Genomic DNA, 18042 nt, shown 5'->3' with positions numbered 1-18042 from the left:
CGGGGGAGCGGTGCCCGGCCCGGTGTACCCGGCTGCTGTCAGCTGCGCGCCCGGACGAAGTCCGCGAGCCGCCGCACGCCTTCTTCGAGTTCCTGCCGGTCACCGGTGAGCGTCACCCGGACGTGGCCCTCGCCCTGCTGCCCGAAGGAGTCGCCCGGGCACACGCAGACGTGCCTCTCCCGCAGCAGTTCGTAGGCGAAGGCCCGCGAGTCGAGACCCGTGCAGGAGATGTTCAGGAACACGAAGAACGTCGCACTGGGCCGGATGTAGCTGAGCCCGTCCACGTCCCCGAGGATCTTCTCCACGAGGGCGACGCGCGACGACGTCTCCGTGCGGATCTCGTGCGCGAAGGCGAGCGCGTCGGGACGCGACAGGTACGTGGCGGCCACCTGCTGCATGAGGCCCGGGCCGCACGAGAAGAACAGCGAGCTGTAGTCGACGAGCTTGGCTATCAGTCCGGTGTCCTGGCTGACGGCGCAGCCGACCCGCAGGCCCGGTGCGGCGGCGTCCTTGGAGAGCGAGTAGAGGTACGTGGTGGACGGGCGGTGGGGCAGCGGCTCCAGGTCCCCTGCGAAGACGAGGTTCTTGTAGGTCTCGTCGAACAGGCAGTGCAGCCCGTTCCGCTCCGCGATGTCGAGGAGGGCGTCGAGCCGCTCCGGGTCCATGACCGTGCCCAAGGGGTTGGACGGTGAGTTGACGATCATGGCCCGGATCCCCGGCTCCTGGGCGATGAGCCGCTCCACCTGGGCGGGGTCCGGGTTCCAGCCCGTCTCCGGGTCCAGCGGGTAGGTGACTATCCGCAAGCCGTTGTACCGCGCGGCCAGGAAGTAGGTCGGGAAGCCGGGGTCCGGCAGCAGCACCGCGTCGCCCGGGTCGCACGCCACGCCGAGGTACTCGCTGATCAGCGCGTTGGCCGGGGCCACGACGACGTTGTCAGCGCCGAACGTGACGCCCTTCTCCTGCGTGTACTGCCGCGCGAAGGCACCCCGGATCTCTGGCATGCCACCGGAGGCGATATAGCCCAGCGAGGGGTTCTGCGACAGCTCCTGCAGCGTGCTGACGATGTGGGGATTGGTGAACCCCTTGGTGTCGCCGATCTCCAGGTGGAGGACCGGATGCCCCTGGGCTTCGAGGTCCTGTGCGGCGGCGAGGATCTCGAACATGGGCTGGGGCTGGAACGCCTGGGACCGCTGGGAGAGCACGGGCATTACTGGGCCTTCCTGGTGTGGATGTACGTGTAGCTGTCGTCGCCCGCCTGCTTCTCCAGATGAGCGGCGATCGAGGACGCGATCTCCTTGGCCCGCAGGGCGAGCAGGCTGAAGGAACCGGCGTCGCCCATGCCGTGGGAGGACTCGCACAGGCCGTTGAGGTAGACCTGCGGTACGTCGCCGGCTTCCGGCGCCATGGCGAGGCGGTAGTCGCGGGTGACGGCGGCCCGGCCGGACTGGGTGACCCTCGCGCAGCCCTCGAATGAGTGGAGCAGTGGCGGCAGGAACTCCTGTCCCTCGGCGCGGGATCCGAGGTCGCGGAAGCCCGTGGCCAGGATGACGAGATCCGCCGCCAGCTCCGAGGTGTCACCGGTGTGGCGTTCCGTGAGCGACAGCCTTACGGCGTCGGGCCCGGGCCGGCACGCGTCGATCAGCGTGTTGCCGATGACCCTGGTGTGTTCGCGGTTGTCGAGCCGGTCCTCGTGGAGGCGCAGATACAGCTCGTGCACGACATCGATGTCGGCGGCGGAGTAGTTGGTGTACCTCAGATCGGCGTTGAGGTCGCGCTTCGACGACTCGGAGGCCGCGTAGTAGTAGTCGACGAACTCGGGGAAGTAGACGTGGTCCATGAAAGGACTCGTGTCCTTCTGCCGGAACCCGAAGGAACGCAGGATCCCGTGCACCCGGGCCTGCGGGAGGCGGCTGCGGAGGTCCAGCAGCAGTTCCACGGCGCTCTGGCTGCCGCCGACGACGGCGATCTGCGGTTGCTCCGCGCCTTCCAGCTGTTCGAGGGCCTGGTTGTAGTGGGTGAAGTGGACCACCCGGGGGTCGTCGGCGTCGGCGAAGGGGGCCGGAATGTGGGGCGTCCGGCCGGGCGCCGCGACGATGACGGGCGCGCGCAGTTCGGTGCCGTCCGCCAGCTCGACCACGCCGGTGCCCCCGTGTGAGGAGTCCCGGCGGACGCCGGTCACCTCGGTGTCGTAGCGCACGTCGGCGTCGAGGGTACGCGCCACCCACTCGACGTAGGCGGCGTACTCCTTGCGGAGCGGATAGTGCAGTCCGAGGTTCAGGTAGGTGAAGAAACGCCCGGTCTCGTGGAGGTAGTTGATGAAGCTGAAGCGGCTGCGGGGGTTGGCGGGGGTCACCAGGTCGCGGACCGGGTTGTTCTGGATGTCGGAGCCGTCGATCAGCATGCCGGACTGCCAGGTGGGTCCGGGCCGGCTTTCCAGGAAGATCGCGCGGAGGTGGGGGTATCGCTCCTGAAGGGCGACGGCCAGGGAGATGTTCCCGGGGCCGAATCCCACACCGATGATGTCGGCATCGTGTCGGGACATGTCAGACTCCTCGTCTGTCGGTTCGGAGTGCTCGGCTCATTCGTGCGGAGTCAGCTGGGCGGCGAACGCCTGCAGCAACTGCCCGGCGGAGTCCGGTGCCATCAAGGCCGACCGGTAGTGGAGTTCCAGCACCAGGCTCTGGGATTCCGTGCGCACGACGCCCATGAGGTCGTACCGCACGTCGTAGGGCAGGGGCCCGGCCGCTTCGGCTGCCTCTGGGGGCAGCAGGGGGCTTGCGCCGGGGATCGCGTTGAACAGCACGCTGCTGAGCGGATAGGGGTCGTCGGCGGGGTGCATTCCGAGCCGCTCCACGAGGTGGTCCAGTTGCATCCACTGGTGGTCGAGCGAGCGCGCAAGTGCGGCCTGGGCGCCGCACAGGGTGCCGGCCAGGTCGTCGGCACGGCGGACGCGGACGGGAAGGATGTTGTGGAAGTTGCCCACCACGGTCGCGGTCGCCGGTTCCCGGCCGGTCGTGGGGACCAGGAGTACCGCGTCGTCCCGTTCCAGCCGTGCGGTGAGCGCCCGGGTGAACAGCCCCATCAGGACGCCGAAGGACGTGCACTGGTGCCGGGCGGCGAGGGCGGCGAGCCGCTCGGGGCCGGCGTCGAGGCGGAGGGCCGTGAAGGCTCCCCTGGTCAGCTCCGTGTCCTGGCCCGGCCGGGGTGCGGCGATGCCTTCGCGCGGCAGGCACGTGGGCCGGGCACCGGCCAGTTCGTCGCGCCAGAAGTCCCACAGCCGCCCGGACTCCGTCCGCTCGGCCGCGCTCCGGTGCCGCGCGTACTCGGCGTAGGCGGGCGCGGGCGGGACGGCGGGGAGCGGCGCTCCGTCCCGCAGGTGGCAGGTGATGTGCGCGAAGTCGGTGCGCAGGATCTCCTGCGAGGTGCCGTCGGTGACCATGTGGTTCAGGACGAGGATGAGCTCGTCGCCCGACGGATGCCGGACCAGGTGGGTCACGTAGGGGAGGCCGCCGGTGAAGGGCACGGGAACGGCGATGAGTTCGCGCGCCGCCGATGCGGGCTCTGCGTGGCGTTCCACGAGGTCCGCACGTACGTCGGCGGGCGCCGCGACCGTCTGCCGGATCTCCCCGCCGTCGTGGGTGAACCGGGTCCGCAGGCTCGGGTGCCGCGCGACAAGGAGACGGAGCACCGCACGGACGAGCTCTGTGTCCGCTGCCGCCGGCAGGGCCAGTCGCAGAGAGACGTTGGCCCAGCTGCGCGAGGCGTCGGCCAGGTAGAAGGCGGCGAACCGGCGCTGCTGTGGGGAGAGCGGATAGGGCTGTCCGACCACGGGCACCCGGGGCAGTTCGGGTGTGCCGCCGCTCTGCCGGTCGCGGCGCATGTCGCCGTCGCGAAGGGCGTCGGCGAGCGCCTGGGGGGTCGGCGCGGACAGCAGCGTCGTGTGGCCGAGGGGTGCGATCCCTTCCTTCTCCTCGAGGATCGCGGACAGTTCCGCGGCGGCGAGGGAGTCTCCGCCGAGGGTGAAGAAGTTGTCGCCGGGCTGCACTGTGCCGACGCCGAGGGCCGTCGCCATTGCCCAGCGCACCGTGCTCAGGAGGGGATCGGGGTCCTTGTGGTGAGCCCGTGCCCCGGCGGCCCGGGTCCTGCCGCGTTCCGCAAGGAGCGAGAGGGCCTGCTGCCGCAGGCTCGCGCGGTCCACTTTGCCGTTGGAGGTGAGCGGCAGCTCCTCGACGGAGTGGAGGAGGGCCGGGACCATGGGCAGGGGCAGGGAGCGTCGCAGCTCGTCGACGACGTGCTCGACCGCTTCGGCACCCAGTCCGCCTTCCACGACAGCGACCAGGGTCTTCACCCCTGGGGCACCGGGAGCGCCCGGCGCGCCGGAAGCCTCGGAGCCGCCGGCGGCTTCCACGGCCAGGGCGAAGGCATCGCCTCCGCCGAGCGGTCGCGCTGCCGTGCGGACGGCGGCGGCCACTTCGGAGGGCTCGATCCGGACGCCCTGGATCTTCACTTGGTCGTCCATGCGCCCGCGAACGATGTAACGGCCGTCCGGGAGTCGGGCCGCCAGGTCACCGGTGTGGTACAGCCAGTCGTCAGGCTCCCCTTCCGGGTCCTGCCGGAATCCCCCCGTGGGTTCCCCGCGCCCGTCGAGGTAGCCCAGACTGCGGTGCGGGGTACGGAGCACCACCTCGCCCGGGACTCCGTCAGCCACCGGGGAGCCGGCCGCGTCCAGGAGCCGTACCTCGCACTCCGGCAGCGGACTGCCGACCGGCAGGACGCCGGGCTCCTCGTCGCCGCGCACACGGTAGGCGAACTTCGCGAGGGTGGTCTCGGTGGGCCCGTAGAGGTTCCAGATGTCGCCCCCGCCGGTCCGCTCCTGCCAGCGCGAGGCCAGTTCGCCGGTGAGGGGTTCCCCGGCGAAGCAGGTCGCGCGCAGGGCCGGGGAGGTTCCGGGGTCCGTGGGGGTCCTCAGCCAACTGCGCACCAGGGAGGGGACGGTGTGCAGGACGGTGATGCCCGCGTTCCGCAGCCACGGCAGGACGGTCCGGCCGTTGAGCCGGCCCGGCTCCTCCGGGAGGACGAGCGTCGCGCCGGAGCACAGCGGCAGGAACAGGTCCCGCAGGACCACATCGAAGGACAGGCTGGTGAGCTGGCCGACGCGATCCCCGGGACCGGCCCCCAGGGCGTCGATCTCCCAGGCGATGAAGTGGGCCAGACCGCGGTGGCTGCCGAGGATGCCCTTGGGTGTGCCGGTGGAACCCGACGTGAAGAAGACATACGCGGCCTCGGTGCGTTCCGGCGCCCTCCCCGAGGTGACCGGAGCAGCGGCCTCAGGCGTGGACGGCTCAAGGGCGGTGACCGTGAGTTCGCCGGTCCCCGGCTCCGGCAGGCCGGTCGTCAGCCTGATCGCCGGCTGCGCCCGGTCCAGCAGCAGAGCGCGTCGCGGTTCGGGCAGATTCTCGTCGACCAGCAGCAGGACACCGCCCGTCCACAGGACCCCAAGCGCCGCCGCGACCAGATCGGTTGAGCTTCTGCCGCGTACGGCCACCACCTCTCCCGGGGCCAGGCCGCGGCGCACCAGTCCGGACGCGATCATGTGCATACGCGAACGGAGTTGGCCGTAGGTGAGGGCCGTGCCGCCCGGCCCTTCCACGGCCCGGGCGGCGGGATCACGCAGAGCGGCAGCCTCGAAGAGGCTGACGACCGAGCCGGACGGATCGCCGCCACCTGCCGACGGTTTCCTGGACGCATGGGCGCCGGTACGCATTGTGGCGACATCTTTCTTGTATGGAATGAATGACCGTGGGAAGGCAGCCGAAAGGAGTCGGGTGCGTGGGTGGGGGGGAAACGCGAAAGGTATCGGTCAGTGGAGACCGTGAAGTCCGTGAGGCCCCGTCTGCGTCGTGCCCCGCATGCCGACCGCTCTTCGGCGGATGACGCACTCCCGGCCGCCCGGCGCGACCACCGCTACGGGTGCCGCGAACGGCGTGCCATGAGGGACTTTGCCATGTCCACCAGCTGAGATGACACCGTATTATGCGTGATCATGATCACATAGGCCGCCGCTCGCGCATCGCGTTGACGTCGTCAGACTACGTGAAGTACTACTGAGTAACCGCATCTCGCCGTGACGGCTCTGTGAACCGGCCTCTACACGCGGCTCATTGGACGTCTAGGAGTCTTCAACGTGGATCAGTCAGCGCGTTTGGCCGACCCGTACGAGCAGGCGCGGGTGACCCTGATGGGCGTTCCCCGGGACGGCGAGAACCTTTTCCGGGCGCTCAAGGGAATCATCGGGGCCGGTCCTGCCGTGGAAATGGTCTGGGCCGAGGAAACCGGGGATGCCGCCAGGGATTCCGGACGTGTCGACGTGCATTTCCTGCTGCCCGCGGCCGATCTCCACCAGGCACTCGGATCGATTCGCCACCCTGCCGGGGGCGCCGCATGCTCCCGCATCCGTGTCGACCGGCAGGTGACCCGGATCGATTTGCGCCTGCCGGGCCGCGGAGCAAGGAGAAGCCTCCTCGCACGCCTGCGCTCGACCGGTTGCGATCTGGAACGTGTGAGCCTCGTTTCCCGACCGGACGGCAACACCGTCCTCCTCGTGCCGAGAGAGGGGTTCGAGGAAGTCGAGCACGCGGCCATCGTGGAACAAGGGCGGTACGCCCGGTATGGAAACTCCGCATCCGACCCCGAGGAGTGGGTGTGAAAGAGAACAGCGCAATGGCGGATGCGCGGACAGCACACGACTGGCACGTGTCAGTATGCGACGACCTGCGGTCCGTCGGAGAGGCGGAGTGGGATGCGCTGCTCGGGCCCGGAGATTTCTACAGCAGCCACAAATGGCTCCGAGTCGCCGAAGTGCACGACACCTTCCGTGCCCGGTACGTCGTCGTACGCGGCAAAGACGGACGGCTGCTGGCCGGGCTTCCCTTCTACACCACGGACGAGGCCCCGCCCGACAAGCCGTACGACCCCTACCTCGCGCTGGAAATCGAAAGCCTGCGTCCGGACGTTCCACGCGACGGCCTCTATCCCGCGGTGCTCCTCGGCGGGCGCGCCGGCTACACCACCCGGATCCCGGTCGCACCGGACCTCGACGAGGCGACCCGCGCGGATGCCGTGCGATGCCTCGTCGATGCCTGCCGGGAGGCGGTGCCGGACACGGTGCGGAGCTTCTCGCTCCTGTACGCGGACGCCTCCACCGCCGGGGCGCTCTCCTCGGCCGCCGCCCCCGCCACGACACCTCAGTTGGCAGCGGGCGACACGGTACTTCCTGTCACCTGGGACAACTTCGACGGCTACCTGGACATGCTGAGCAGCAGCCGCCGCCGGGCGGCCCGCAAGGACCTCGCGGCGTTCGAGGCGTCCGGGCTGGCCGTCGAGAACGGCAGCCTGAGCAGGGACCACTCGCGGATGGCGACCCTCCTCGCCAATCTGAACCGGCGGTACGGGGCCAACAGCTCGGAGCGCAGGCTGCGCGCCCATATAGGCCGGCAGGCCGAGGTGTTCGGCGACGAGCCCCTGTGCCTCACGATCAGCCAGGACTCGAAGATCACCGGCTTTTCCCTGCTCTATCCCTGGAAGGACGAACTCTACTTCCGGATCGTCGGTTTCGACTACGAAAGGATCCCCGAAGAAGCCGGCGCGTATTTCACCCTCGCCTTCTACGAGCCCATTCGCCACGCGATCAGGAACGGCGTGAAGGCGATCCGGTTCAGCCTGGAGACGAGTGACGCCAAGGTGCGGCGCGGCGCGATCCTGGAACCCCGATTCTCGATGATGTCCTTCCCCGACGGCCTGGTGCGGAGCGTGGATGCCCGGCGGCGCAACAGCGAGCAGCTCACCGAGCTGGAAAGACGTTTCGGCGGGGTCCTGGGAGCTCTGCCTCCCGCTTACTGGGAACGCACCTCCTGGCAGGACGCCGGCCTGCTCTGAACCGGCCACCGATGTGAAGCCCGGGGCCGACACGGCTCACCACCCGTATGGAATCGGCACGAAAGAAGCCATGCCTAAGACCTCTCATGTCGCCGTACTCGCCACGAGACGCCGCGCGCTTCCCCTGCGCTTGTTGCAGAAGTCGGACGACCTGCGCATAACGGTGATCGCCGACCAGGGGCACACTCATGTATTCGGCCCCTCGGTCACGGTCCGGGAGATAGCCACAGTGCGCGATCCGGGACTGGTCCTGGAAACCGTATCGGAGCTGTCCAGGAAAGACCCCGTCGACCGCATCGTCTCTCCCGTGGAACTCGCCGTACCGTCAGCCGGCTATGTGCGCTCCACCCTGGGTATTCCGGGCGACAGCTACGACATGTCCCTGGCCTTCTCCAACAAGTTCATCATGAAACAGCGCCTGGCGGCTGCCGGACTTCCCACCGCGGCCTTCCGGCAGGTGATGAAGGTGGACGACGTACCGGAGGCGGCCGCGCACACGGGCTGGCCCTGTGTGACCAAGCCCGTTTTCGGCGGCGGCTGCATGGGTGTGACCGTACTTGACTCTCCGGAGGACCATGAGCGGCTCCTGTCCGGACCCGCCGGGGAAGAAATCCGGAACAGTACGACCCCTCTGATCGTGGAACAGTTCATCGAAATGGACCACGAGTATCACTGCGACGCTGTCGTCCGTGACGGAAAGGTGGTCTTCGCCGCTCCGTCCCGCTATTTCTCGCCCATTCTCGGGCAAGTCGACACGTTCAGCGGTTCTTACCTCCTTCCGCAGGGGCACGAGGATTTCACGGCCGTCACTGAACTCAATGCCGAGGTCGTCCGGGCTCTCGGGCTGACCGACGGGGTGACTCATCTGGAACTGTTCAAGACAGGCTCCGGATTCGTCGTGGGCGAGATCGCCTGCCGCCCGGGCGGGGGAGGCATCACGGCAGCGGTGCAGCGGCACCACGGCGTCGATCTGTGGGACGTGTTCTGGGAGGTATCGCTCGGCCGGACCCCCGACATCGCCCCCCGCAGCCCCGAGGGGATCCTTGCGACGGTGATGCTCCCGACCCGGCCCGGCCGGATCACGGGGCTCAGCACCGAGGCGGAGCTCGCCGCGTGTCCGGGCGTCGTCGCAGTGAACATGTCCCTGTCCGTCGGCGACGTGGTGCCACCGGATCTGACGTCCGCGACCACGACCGGACTGGTCTTCTTCACCGCCCGCGACGAAGCGGAGATGGCCCAGCACCTGCACGAGCTGTCTGACGCCTACGTCCTCGAAGTCGGCGTCTGACGATGCGGGAGACTCTCGCTCTGGTCAGAAACACGCCGGGGTGCACGCTGCTCCTCATCGGGAACTTCTTCATCACGCTCGGCAGCAGCATCGTCGTCCCCTACCTGGCGGTCTACATGACCGGGCATCAGGGTCTCGCACCGTGGGTCGCCGGCGTCGCCCTGACGGTGAAACTCTGGTCCCAGTTCGGTCTGATGATGGTCGGCGGCGCGCTGGCGGACCGGATCGGCGCGATCGCGGCGATCTGCCTGGGGCTCTGCGTCCGCGTGGCGTCGTTCCTCCTGCTGGCCCATGCCACCTCCGCCCCCGGCGTCATCGTCGCGTGCGGGCTCCTCGGCCTGGGCAGCGCCCTGTACATTCCCGCGGGCAAGGCCGCGATCGTCGCCCTCCTGCGGGACTCCTCGGCGTCGGCACCGGTCTTCTCCCTGCGCAGCGCCGCCAACAACGCCGGTCTCGCAGTGGGCCCGCTGGTCGGCAGTGTGCTGCTGCTGGGCCGGCCCGAACTCGGCCTGGTGGCGACGGCTGCGGTGTTCGCCCTTCTCGTGCCGGCCTTCTGGCGCCTGCGCCGCCTTGCGTCACACGTTCCGGTGCCACCGAGGGAAGGGCAGCGCTCCCGCGGACACATCCGCAGATTCCTCTCCCTGCTGCGCCACAACAGGCGCCTCCTGTGGATCGCCGGCGTGGCCACGGCCTTCGGCTTCTGCTACGTCCACATCGAGTACGCCATGCCGGTGCTGGCCGCTGACCACTACGGGCCCGCGTACGCCGGCGTCCTCTTCACGGTCAACGCCGTATCGGTCGTCGTGCTCCAGGTCCTGGTCAGCGCCCCCATGGGCAAGGTGCCGCACACGCCAGTCGTGGTCGCCGGCGGCCTGCTGGTGATGGGGATCGGCTTCGCACTGCTCGGGTTCGGCTCTCTGGTGCTGCTGATCACCGGCGTGGTGCTGTTCTCGCTGGGTGAAGTGATCATCGATCCCCGTCTCGACAGCGAAGTCGCCGCCACCGTGGACGCCTCATTGCGTGGCACGGCCTTCGGGCTGATCGGCGTGTGCATCGCCCTCGGCGGCTCGGCGGCCAACCTCGGTTCGTCCGCCCTCGCACAAGAGGGCAGACTCGGGGATGTCTACTGGTTCGCACTCCTGGCCGTTGCCGCGGTGCTCGCGATACTGGCGCTCGCGCTCTTCCCGCGGCAGCAGACCCAGGCGCGAAGGGCACGACTGCGCGCCAGCGTGACGAAGAGCCCCGCTGGAGACCGCCTCCAGAGTGCAGCGGGTGGTGAGATGGCAGAGTAGTGTACGGCTGTCAACACCTGCTTGACGAGGCGCAGTTGCTGCGCGGAGCGCGCTGTGGGGGGAGGCGGCCCCCCCCCCGCACTCTCGTGCCGCGCGCCGACGGGACACCGTACGGCGTGTCCCAGGTGTCGGGCTCGTCTGCCCCGGGAGCCCCCGAGGCTGTCCGCCCCACCGTTCGCGGAGGGGTTCCTAGGCCGGGTCCCCGGGTTCGAGCAGTTCTGCCTGGAGTACCGGGGCCAGGGGGTCGAAGTTGTTGCCGAAGACGGTCCCCGAGACGGCGTCGTTGTCCGTGTTCTGGAGCGCCATCAGCGAGATCACGTCGCCTTCCTCCAGTTCGAGGACGGTGGTGACCGCCTGGGTGGCGAACGCGGCCGTTGCCACCTGCTCGTTGAACGCGATGTTGCTGCCGTTGACCTGAAGGAAGATCGAGTAGAAGTCGTTGACGCCGGGTACGAGCTTCCCCCAGGAGATGTTCGCGTTGAGGAGGTAGCGGCCGGGTGTGTTGACGACGAGAGTCGAGTTCACCGGGTCGAACATCGCGTCCGTGTCGTACAGGGCCTGGTCGAACAGGATCTGCGTCGGGGTGCCGGACGGGATGAGCTGAGCCTGTGCGTTGCGGAAGACGCTCGCGCCGACGTCGACCTGCTGTTTGCAGCCGCGCTTCGGATCCTTTCCGCAGTCTTCGCTGCCGGGATCCGGGCTGCTCGACACCGTGGCGCGCTCGGTGGTCGCCTGAGTCGCTGTCGCAGGGGTGGCCATGCCGAGCGACAGGGCCAGTGTGAACGAGGCGAGCGCGGTCAGTCGGGCGCGGCGGGATCGCATCCCGATTCCGTGAGCGGCGTTCTTCATTATGAGGACTCTCCATCTTGTCTTTCTGCCGCCTTGTTGCGGCGGGGGAAAGACTGGTCCGCCGGTGTTTCTCCGGCAACACACATGGTCCATATATGCGACAAATTGGGCCGGGCGGGTGTCCGGGGGTGCTTGTTCGGGTGACGGGTCGCGGCACCGCGCTGGTGCGTCCTCGCGGGGCACGACCCGCCCCGGTGGAGGAAGCGCGTCCGCGGGCGCGGCTTTCGCTCAGATCTGTCCCCCTTTACATCCTTCGCTTCCCGGCAGTGCGCCGATCCGAGGGATTGGCTGCCTTGTCCGAGACCGGGGCGCCTTCCCATAGTTGCTGTCAGAGGTTGTGACGACAGTTTCCGGCCCGCGGGCACCCTTGCGCGGTGTCCCCCGAGGGACCGTGACGGCAGATCTTCCACTGGGGGAAACCGATGGCGCTCCGGGAGTCCGGCCGCACTCTGCGAGATACCGCAGCAGCGGCCGACGCCGCCACGCTGAGGGCTTCGGCACGCGGTGCGGAGGAGTGCTCCGTCCGCGCGGACGTGATCCAGAGCCTCATCCCCAGCCCGCTCCGCTAAGTCCGGGATCCGGCGCGGACCGGAGGGCTTCGGCGCCCGCCCTGTCAGGGGCGGGGCGGCACCGGCCCCGTCCGCCTCAGCGGCGGGGCGGGCAGGCGCGTCCGCGCAGCGGCGCGTTCCCGTGCCCGGCGTCCTCGGCGGCAGCGGCCCTGCGGGGGCTCGCGGGCGCAGGCCGTGCCGGCTGCGGCTCCGCCTCCGGCGCCGCGCCTCTGCTGACGTCGGGGCGCGGCGCGCCGCGGTGCCCAAAGGTTCCGCCTTGCCTCCGCCCTCCCGGAGTCCTTCCTGCGGACCGCCGCTACCACGCGTCGCCGACGCCCGGCCGGTGCGGCGGTGGAGGGGGTGGGTGTGGTGTCCCCGTGCGTCCTCCCCCGGATCCGGCCGTGCGACCGGTCTCCTTCCCTTCCGTCCTCTCCCCTCCCCTCCCGTCCCCTCCCCCTTTTTCGCTACTACCTCCCTCTTCCCTCTTCCCTCTTCCCCTGCACCGTCGAGCGGAGAACGCCCGTGAAGAGCAGTACGACAGCCAGCACGTCAAGCAGCACGTCAAGCAGCACGTCAACCGGCCCGCCTGCCGTCGCCGTTGTCGGGGCCGGCCCCCGTGGCCTGTCGGTCCTGGAGCGCCTGATCGCCCAGGAGCGGAAGTCCCCGTCCACGAGCCGCCTCACGGTCCACGTCGTCGATCCGTACCCGCCGGGCCCCGGCCGGGTGTGGCGTACCGACCAGTCCGGGGAACTGCTGATGAACACCGTGGCCTCCCAGGTCACCGTGTTCGCCGACGCCACCGTGAACCTGGTCGGACCGGTGGAGGACGGGCCCAGCCTCCACGAGTGGGCCCGGGACGTGGCGGCCGGTACGGTCCCCGTCCCCGGGGAGGGGGGCGCCGCCGCCGTCGAGGAGGCCCGCCGGCTCGGCCCGGACGACTATCCCCGCCGCGCGTTCTACGGGCACTACCTGGAGTGGGTGTTCCGGACGCTGGTCGCCGACGCGCCGGGGCATCTGGAGATCGCGGTCCACCGGGAGGCCGCTGTCGCGCTGGACGACGAGTCCGGTGTGTACGGCGCGCACCAGACGCTGCTGCTGGCCGACGGCACCCGGCTGTCCGGCCTGGACGCGGTGGTGCTGACGCAGGGCCATGTGCCGGTCCTGGCCGGCGCCGAGGAGCAGCGGCTCGGTGCCTTCGCCGCCGAGCACGGTCTGGTGTACCTCGGGCCGGCCAACCCGGCCGACACGGACCACTCCCGGATCGGGCCGGGCCAGAGTGTCGTGCTGCGCGGCCTCGGTCTCAACTTCTTCGACCACATGGCGCTGCTGACCACCGGGCGGGGCGGGTCGTTCACGCGGGTGGACGACCGGCTCGTCTACCACCCGTCCGGGCGGGAGCCGCGGATCCTCGCCGGATCCCGGCGCGGCGTCCCGTACCACGCCCGGGGCGAGAACGAGAAGGGCGCCTACGGGCGGTATCTGCCGAGGCTGCTGACGGCGGAGAAGGCGGACGAACTGCGGGCGCTCGCGGCCGACGGCGAGTGGATCCGGTTCGGCACCCACCTGTGGCCGCTGATCACCGCGGAGGTGGAGAGCGTCTACTACGCCGCCCTGCTGGCCGACCGGGGGGTGGACGCGGACGAGGTGACCGCCTTCACCGACCGCTTCCTGCTGGCCGGGGACGCGGCGGAGCGGGACCGGCTGCTCGGCGCCGCGGGGGTCGACTCCGCCGAACGCTGGGACTGGGACCGGATCGCCCGGCCGTACGGGGACCGGGAGTTCGCCACCGCGGGGGACTTCCGCGGCTGGCTGCTGGCGTACCTCCGCCGGGATGTCGCCGCGGCCAGGGAGGGCAACGTCAGCGGTCCGCTCAAGGCGGCCCTCGACGTGCTGCGCGACCTGCGCAACGAGATCCGTCTCGCGGTCGACCACGGCGGGCTGGCGGGTGACTCCCACCGGGACGAGCTGGAGCGCTGGTACACCCCGCTCAACGCCTTCCTGTCGATCGGCCCGCCCACCTCCAGGATCGAGGAGCTCATCGCCCTCGTCGAGGCCGGCACGGTCGAGGTCATCGGCCCCGGCGTGGTCGTCGAGGCGGTCGCGGACGGCGGCGGCGCCGCCTTCGAGGTGAGCTCCCGCCGGATACCGGGGCAGCGGCACCGGGCCGGGGCGCTGGTCGAGTCGCGGTTGCCCGAGCCGGACCTGCGCCGTACCGGCGACCGGCTGATGCGCCATCTGCTGGCGACGGGGCAGTACGTGCCCTACCGGATCCCGGGCGAGTGCGGCAGCACGTACGAGACCGGTGCCGTGGCCGTCTCGGGCCGGCCGCACCACCCCCTGGACGCCGAGGGCCGCGCCCATCCGCGCCGGTTCGTGCACGGGGTGCCGACCGAGTCGGTGCACTGGGTCACCGCGGCCGGCATCCGGCCCGGCGTCGGCTCGGTCACCGTCGAGGACTCCGACGCGATCGCCGCCGCCGTGCTGACCCTGGCGGCGGACGACGTCCCTGCCCATGCCCATGCCCCTGCCCACGCCGACGTCCTCGCCGCCGCCGCCGACGCCCACCCCGCCGCCGACGACACCCTCGCCGCCGCCGACGCCCACGCCGCCGCCCACGCCGGGGAGGCCGTGGCGTGAACGAGCACGACATCGACGCGGGACTGCTCTCCCCGGTGCGGGCCGGCACCCCCGTGGAGGCGGCCACCGGGGATCCGGCGTGGCTCCAGGCGATGCTCGACGCCGAAGCGGCCCTGGCCAGGGCCCAGGCCCGGCTGGGTACGCTGCCCGCGTCCGCGGCCGACGCGATCGGCTCCGCCGCACGAGCCGGGCGGCTGGACACCCGGGCCCTGGCGCTGGCCGCCCGGGAGACCGCCAACCCGGTCGTCGGACTGGTCCGGGCCCTCACCGCCGCCGTCGCCGCCGAGGACCCGGCCGCCGCCGAGTATGTGCACCGCGGCTCCACGAGCCAGGACATCCTCGACACGGGGAGCATGCTGGTCGCCGCCAGGACGCTCCGGCTGGTCCTCGCCGACCTGCACCGCACGGCCGGCGCCCTGGCCCGCCTCGCCCGGGAGCACCGCGACACCCCGATGGCCGGCCGTACCCTCACCCTGCACGCCGTGCCCACCACCTTCGGCCTCAAGGCGGCGGGCTGGCGCCAGCTGGTACTCCAGTCCGCCGAGCGGCTCGAGCGGGTCCTGGACCACGGGCTGCCGGTGGCGCTCGGCGGCGCCGCCGGCACGCTGGCCGGATACCTGGAGTACGCGAAGGTCGACGGCGGCGTCCCCGGCCACGCACTCGGCGACTACCTCGACCGGCTCACCGCGGCCTTCGCCGAGGAGACGGGGCTGGCCAGGCCCCCGCTGCCGTGGCACGCGCTGCGCACCCCGGTCGCCGACCTGGCCGCGGCGCTGGCGCACACCGCAGCCGCCCTGGGGAAGTTCGCCGTGGACGTGCAGGTACTGGCCCGTACCGAGGTGGCCGAGGCCTGCGAACCCGCTCCCGCGGGCCGCGGGGCGTCCTCCGCCATGCCGCACAAGCGCAACCCGGTGCTCGCGACGCTGATCCGCTCCGCCGCGCTCCAGGTGCCCGTGCTCGCGGCCGGCCTGACCCAGTGCCTGACCACCGAGGACGAGCGCTCCGGGGGCGCCTGGCACGCCGAGTGGCTGCTGCTGCGCGAGTGCCTCCGGCTGACGGGCGGCGCCGCCCACACCGCGGTGGAGCTGGCGGAGGGCCTGACCGTCCGGCCGGAGCGGATGCGCGCCAATCTCGACCTGACCGGAAGCCAGGTCGTCACGGAGCGGATCGCTGCCGTCCTCGCGCCCCGGATCGGCAGGGCGGAAGCCCGCCGGTGCCTGACCCGGGCCTCCGCCCTGGCCGACCGCGAGGGCCGTCCGCTCGCCGGGATCCTCGGCGGGCTGCCCGAGCTGCGGGGCGTCTTCGCCGAGGGGGAACTGGCCTCCCTGCTGGACCCCGAGCAGTACACCGGGGCGGCGGGGCCGCTCGTCGACCGCGCCCTCGACGGGCGGCCGGACGGTGGCGACGTCCCCGGTGCCGGGCGGTGGGCACCGGGGTGAGCGTCCGCCGGTCTCGCGTACCCGCCCACCTGTGAGAAAGGCGTACAACTTGTGATTGACCGTCAGCAAGGGCCCCGGCCGCGGCCCCATCTGGACACCCTCCCCGCCCATCGCCCGGGAAGGCCGGACTACGCCGGCTCCTTCGTCCTGTCCGCCAACGAGAACCCCTACCCGCCGCTGCCCGGGGTGCTGGAGACCGCCCTCGCCGCGGCGGGCGGCGCCAACCGCTACCCCGACATGGCCACCGGCGGCCTCACCGCGGAGCTGGCACGGCACTTCGGGGTCCCCGGCGGGCACGTCGTCACCGGACCCGGTTCGGTCGGCGTCGCCCAGTCCCTGGTGCTCGCCATGGCCGGGGAGGGCGACGAGGTCGTGTTCGCCTGGCGCTCCTTCGAGGCGTACCCGGTCCTCACCCGGATCGGCGGCGCCGTCCCCGTGCCCGTCCCCCTCACCGCCGACGGGGCGCACGACCTCGACGCGATGCTCGCCGCGGTCACCGACCGCACCCGGGTGGTCTTCGTCTGCAATCCGAACAACCCGACCGGTGCCGCACTGCGCCGCGACGAGCTGGTCCGCTTCCTCGACGCCGTCCCCGCCCAGGTCCTGGTCGTCCTGGACGAGGCGTATCTCGAGTTCGCCCGCGACGCCGAGGTGCCCGACGGCATCGACCTGTACCGCGACCGCCCCCAGGTCTGCGTGCTGCGCACCTTCTCCAAGGCGTACGGTCTGGCCGGTCTGCGGGTCGGCTTCGCGATCGCCCACGAGCCCGTGGCCACCGCGCTGCGCAAGACGGCCGTGCCGTTCGGCGTCAGCCAGCTCGCCCAGGACGCCGCCGTCGCCTCGCTGTGCGCCGAGGACGCGCTGCTGGAACGGGTGGAGTCGCTGGTCGGGGAGCGGGCCCGGGTGACCGCGGCGCTGCGCGCCCAGGGCTGGACGGTCGCCGGCTCCCAGGCCAACTTCGTCTGGCTGCCGCTCGGCGGTCCGAGCGTGGACTTCGCCGCGGCCTGCGCCGAGGCCGGCGTGCTGGTCCGCGCCTTCGCGGGCGAGGGCGTACGGGTCTCGATCGGCGAGGCGCGGGGCAACGACGCCTTCCTGGCGGCCGCCGAGGTGTTCCGCAAGCAGATCTGACCGCCCGGGAAGCGGCCCCGCGCCGCCGGAGCACTGGCTCCGGTGGTGCGGGGCCGCTCGGCGTGGCGTCCGCGGGGTCCCTTGCCTTCGGTCTATCAGCTCAGGACACGGGAGGATGCTTTTCGGACTTTCCCGCTGCAACTCCGGGCACATGCCGTGGCGCGGCCCCGACGGTCATATGCTTCAACGAGATTGCGGAGAGGCGGTGTTGCCGCCAGCGGTTCTTCCCCTGGCGGCCGCCTCTCACCTGCTCTCACGAGGAAAGAGGACACATGGCTTCGGTAGACCTGAACAAGGTGCTCGACAAGGCGTGGGCCGACAAGAGTCTGTCCGAGATCTTGACAGCACCCGTAGACGCACTCAAAGGCGTCTCCGAGCGCGACGGAGAGCTGTTGCAGGAAGCGTTCGGGGTCAAGACCGTCGCCGACCTGGCCGAACTGAAGTACGCCCGCTGGGCGCAGGCGCTGGCCGCCCTCGCTGCCGCGAAGTAGCCCGCCGGGGGCCCGGGCGGGGGCCCGGGACCGGCGGGTGCACATGGCGGATGCGGACGCCTCCTCGGTGCGCTTCAGTAGTTCGGGAGTTTGTGCAGCAGTGCGCGCCGCTCCACCACCTCGGGGCGGTAGACGCGCTCGTTCCACTCGGACGGTTCGACGGGCTCCAGGGCGATGGACACGGCGTCCTCGGTGCAGCCGAGGTTCTCCGTCAGCGCCGCGGTGATCGCGGCGACCAGGCGGGCGGACTGCTCGTCGCCGACCGGGGTGGGAAAGTGCTTGATGTTGACGTGAGGCACGGTGGTCTCCTTCGGAGGCTGTGAGCTGATCCGGCTGTGGGCGTGGGTGTGGGTGTGGGTGTGCGTGTGGGTACCGGTACGGGCCCGCCGCCCGCGCCCGGCCCGCCGGCCCCCCGCGGTGCGCAGGGGGCCGGTT

At 71.1% G+C, this 18042-nt stretch carries 13 protein-coding genes; 8 read left to right on the top strand and 5 right to left on the bottom strand.

What is annotated here, in order from left to right; translation table 11 throughout:
- Window positions 1-38: 38 nt before the first annotated feature.
- Genes SCWH03_RS09480 through SCWH03_RS09470 form a run of 3 tightly spaced genes read right to left on the bottom strand, consistent with a single transcriptional unit; the run spans window position 39 to window position 5764 of the window.
- Window positions 39-1208 carry a pyridoxal phosphate-dependent aminotransferase gene (locus tag SCWH03_RS09480; RefSeq protein ID WP_173263713.1) on the bottom strand — a complete coding sequence of 390 codons (1170 nt, stop codon included), beginning with the start codon at window positions 1206-1208 and terminating at the stop codon, window positions 39-41.
- Complete coding sequence (locus tag SCWH03_RS09475; RefSeq protein WP_173263712.1) at window positions 1208-2542, bottom strand: SidA/IucD/PvdA family monooxygenase; 1335 nt, start codon at window positions 2540-2542, stop codon at window positions 1208-1210. The genes SCWH03_RS09480 and SCWH03_RS09475 overlap by 1 nt, the downstream gene beginning before the upstream one ends.
- Before the next feature lie 36 nt (window positions 2543-2578).
- Window positions 2579-5764, bottom strand: a complete 3186-nt coding sequence (locus SCWH03_RS09470) for an amino acid adenylation domain-containing protein (RefSeq protein WP_173263711.1) — start codon at window positions 5762-5764, stop codon at window positions 2579-2581.
- A gap of 420 nt (window positions 5765-6184) precedes the next feature.
- Between SCWH03_RS09470 and SCWH03_RS09465 the strand changes: the two genes are divergently transcribed.
- The 4 genes from SCWH03_RS09465 (at window position 6185) to SCWH03_RS09450 (ending at window position 10515) form a co-directional block, all read left to right on the top strand.
- Window positions 6185-6706 carry a hypothetical protein gene (locus SCWH03_RS09465; protein ID WP_173263710.1) on the top strand — a complete coding sequence of 174 codons (522 nt, stop codon included), beginning with the start codon at window positions 6185-6187 and terminating at the stop codon, window positions 6704-6706.
- Window positions 6703-7935, top strand: a complete 1233-nt coding sequence (locus tag SCWH03_RS09460) for a peptidogalycan biosysnthesis protein (protein WP_173263709.1) — start codon at window positions 6703-6705, stop codon at window positions 7933-7935. Before SCWH03_RS09465 ends, SCWH03_RS09460 begins: the two co-directional genes overlap by 4 nt.
- Window positions 7936-8005: 70 nt before the next feature.
- Window positions 8006-9223, top strand: coding sequence for an ATP-grasp domain-containing protein (locus tag SCWH03_RS09455; RefSeq protein ID WP_173263708.1), 1218 nt, complete (start codon window positions 8006-8008; stop codon window positions 9221-9223).
- A gap of 2 nt (window positions 9224-9225) precedes the next feature.
- Window positions 9226-10515, top strand: coding sequence for an MFS transporter (locus tag SCWH03_RS09450; RefSeq protein WP_173263707.1), 1290 nt, complete (start codon window positions 9226-9228; stop codon window positions 10513-10515).
- 189 nt (window positions 10516-10704) lie between these two features.
- On the opposite strand, the gene SCWH03_RS09445 is transcribed toward SCWH03_RS09450, so the two are convergent.
- Window positions 10705-11364: a complement C1q domain-containing protein gene (locus SCWH03_RS09445; protein ID WP_173263706.1), complete on the bottom strand. Its 660-nt coding sequence runs from the start codon at window positions 11362-11364 to the stop codon at window positions 10705-10707.
- 1070 nt (window positions 11365-12434) lie between these two features.
- Between SCWH03_RS09445 and SCWH03_RS09440 the strand changes: the two genes are divergently transcribed.
- The 4 genes from SCWH03_RS09440 to SCWH03_RS09425 all read left to right on the top strand — a co-directional run bounded on the left by SCWH03_RS09440 (window position 12435) and on the right by SCWH03_RS09425 (window position 17607).
- Window positions 12435-14549: an FAD/NAD(P)-binding protein gene (locus SCWH03_RS09440; protein ID WP_173263705.1), complete on the top strand. Its 2115-nt coding sequence runs from the start codon at window positions 12435-12437 to the stop codon at window positions 14547-14549.
- Window positions 14546-15988: a nitrosuccinate lyase gene (locus tag SCWH03_RS09435; RefSeq protein ID WP_216854730.1), complete on the top strand. Its 1443-nt coding sequence runs from the start codon at window positions 14546-14548 to the stop codon at window positions 15986-15988. The genes SCWH03_RS09440 and SCWH03_RS09435 overlap by 4 nt, the downstream gene beginning before the upstream one ends.
- Window positions 15989-16042: 54 nt before the next feature.
- On the top strand, window positions 16043-17116 hold the full coding sequence (locus SCWH03_RS09430; protein ID WP_371872638.1) for a pyridoxal phosphate-dependent aminotransferase: 1074 nt from the start codon (window positions 16043-16045) through the stop codon (window positions 17114-17116).
- 272 nt (window positions 17117-17388) lie between these two features.
- Window positions 17389-17607, top strand: coding sequence for a hypothetical protein (locus tag SCWH03_RS09425; protein ID WP_173263703.1), 219 nt, complete (start codon window positions 17389-17391; stop codon window positions 17605-17607).
- A gap of 74 nt (window positions 17608-17681) precedes the next feature.
- On the opposite strand, the gene SCWH03_RS09420 is transcribed toward SCWH03_RS09425, so the two are convergent.
- Window positions 17682-17906 carry a tautomerase family protein gene (locus tag SCWH03_RS09420; protein ID WP_173263702.1) on the bottom strand — a complete coding sequence of 75 codons (225 nt, stop codon included), beginning with the start codon at window positions 17904-17906 and terminating at the stop codon, window positions 17682-17684.
- Window positions 17907-18042: the final 136 nt, after the last annotated feature.

The organism is Streptomyces pacificus, assembly GCF_011766325.1.
GTDB lineage: Bacteria > Actinomycetota > Actinomycetes > Streptomycetales > Streptomycetaceae > Streptomyces > Streptomyces pacificus.
This window is presented reverse-complemented; position numbering and strand designations above follow the sequence as displayed.